Source organism: Polaromonas sp. P1_E1_2, from assembly GCF_056406035.1.
Map to the genome: position 1 here is coordinate 1 of NZ_JBFUAZ010000680.1, position 2,151 is coordinate 2,151.

Consider the following 2,151-nt stretch of genomic DNA (forward strand, 5'->3'; position numbering starts at 1 on the left):
GCCAGGTACCACGCTTCTCGGCGGGCGTCATCTCGGGCCAGTGCTGCACTTCGTCAAACGTGCGGCCGCAGCCCTTGCACAAGGCGTCCCCCTGGCTGGTTGAGCAAATGGCAATGCAGGGCGTATCGGCGGTCGTGTCGTACCAGGTCCGCCACGCCGCCAGCGCCTTGGGCGGAAAGCTTTTTTCGTCGGCCTCGTCCTCGTGGTAGAAAACCAGGAGCGCGTAGACCTCGGCGAGCGCACGCAACTCGGGCGCCAGCGTCACGCCGTCAGGCGAAGGTTTTTTGTCGCGCCAGTAATTGATGGCGGCTTCAATATCGGTGATGTGGATGCCGGGCATGGAACGGTGGGTCTAAGGGCTGCCGCTGAGCGGATGAAGCGAGCGCAAGGAGGCGAAGAAAGGCGAGGAAGCGAAGTGGCAGCGCCGGGCCGTTCATTATCAGCCAGATGGGCGGGCCAGCCGTCTATGGGGGAAATGGGGCAATGTCCCCGCATCGCGCCGCTGCGCGGCAAGGCCGGGTTGCAAAAAATCTTTTTTTATTGTCAAATACCCAGACGAAGGGGAGTAACTCCCTCGTTTTGCTGCAATATACGAAAACAGACACCACAGCAAAATCGCTAACAACAAGTCGTCATTACGAAGTTGACACTTCCGGCTTGTTGGGCATGCAGCGACACTGCATGTCGAGCCAGACCTTCGATTGAAACCTGAACAGGTTTGATCGAGGTATCTGCGGCGTCCACGGCGCCGACTCCAGCCACCCATCACACCCGTTCCGGTTTCACGAAGCCGGAAATCCGTCGTGCGCCGTCACGCGGATTTCCAAGTCGAAACTTGACATGGAGTGTGACGTGGAACTATTTACTGCCCCCTGGTGGTCCGCCCTGCTGGCGATCATCCTCATCGACCTGGTGCTCGCCGGCGACAACGCCATCGTGATTGCACTGGCCGCGCGCAACCTGCCGTCCCACCTGCAGAAAAAAGCCATCGTCTGGGGTACGGTCGGCGCCATTGTGGTCCGCTCTGCCATGACGGTTGGCGTGGTGTGGCTGCTGAAAATTCCCGGCCTGATGCTGGTGGGCGGCCTGGGGCTGCTGTGGATTGCCTACAAGCTGCTGGCCGACCAGGGTGACAAGGAGCACGACGGCCCGGTTGCCCACACCTTTTGGGGCGCCATGAAAACCATCGTGGTGGCCGACGCCCTGATGGGCATCGACAACGTGCTGGGTGTGGCCGGCGCCGCGCACGGCTCGTTTGACCTCGTGGTCATCGGCCTGCTGGTCAGCATCCCGATCGTGGTGTTTGGCAGCACCATGGTGCTCAAGCTGGTGGAACGTTTCCCCATCATCATCAATGTCGGCGCTGCTGTTCTGGCCTTTACCGCCGCGAAGATGATTGTGAGCGAGCAGCTGCTCGACCCGATCTACGGCGGCCCGGGCACCATGCCTTCGGCTGAAACCCTGCACCTTGCCGCGCAGTGGGCAACCTACGCCCTTGCAGTGGCAGGCGTTCTGGGCGCTGGGTGGTGGACCACACGACGCTCACGCTCCGCGCAGGATGCCGACCTGATCCCACATTGAAACCAGCAACCCGTGGGGGGCGTATGCCCCTCTTTCAGCCAGCAAGCTTCTAAAACGACGACAACTCAAGGAGAACTTTATGGACAACATCATTGTGTACATTGACGATGCCGCATATGCCCTGCAGATGCTGCAACCCATGCTGCCTGCCGGCGAGGCCGACAGCCCTACTCGCTGGATCGTGGTCGGCTGCGCACCCCGCGTGACGCACCGCGTCAGCAAATGGGTGACACACAGTGCGCGCGAAAGCTGGCGCGGCAAATGGGCCGAGAAGGTATTCGCGCAGCTGACGCCCCTTCTTCAGAAAGAGGGCAACACCGTGTTGACCCAGCTGGCGCAGGCCACCTTGGTCACCCAGACCGAGGGCCTCATCAAGCAGTATKGCGTCGCACGCGTGCTGGATGCCCGGCGCCCGAAATTCGGCCAGGACATGCAACCGGTCACGGCAACGCAGGCCCAGGAAAGCCACGGCATCCTGGGTTATGCCACGGCACTGGCAGGTGCCGGGCTGCTGGTCGCAAGCGACTGACGGCTTTCACCTCGTGCTGGAATCCCGGGATGGTGCCTCCC

General features: G+C 61.7%; 3 protein-coding genes. 2 read left to right on the forward strand and 1 reads right to left on the reverse strand.

The window, feature by feature from the left end; genetic code table 11:
• Window positions 1-340: DUF3717 domain-containing protein (locus AC1D1P_RS21635; RefSeq protein WP_477674389.1), on the reverse strand; the 340-nt coding region annotated here is incomplete at its 3' end.
• Window positions 341-852: 512 nt separating this feature from the next.
• On the opposite strand from AC1D1P_RS21635, the gene AC1D1P_RS21640 reads away from it, so the two are divergent.
• Both AC1D1P_RS21640 and AC1D1P_RS21645 read left to right on the forward strand, forming a co-directional pair.
• Entirely contained in the window at window positions 853-1,581 is a 729-nt protein-coding gene (locus AC1D1P_RS21640; protein WP_477674390.1) for a TerC family protein, read from the forward strand.
• Window positions 1,582-1,660: 79 nt separating this feature from the next.
• Window positions 1,661-2,110, forward strand: a complete 450-nt coding sequence (locus AC1D1P_RS21645; RefSeq protein WP_477674391.1) for a hypothetical protein — start codon at window positions 1,661-1,663, stop codon at window positions 2,108-2,110.
• The last annotated feature ends 41 nt before the right edge of the window (window positions 2,111-2,151 follow it).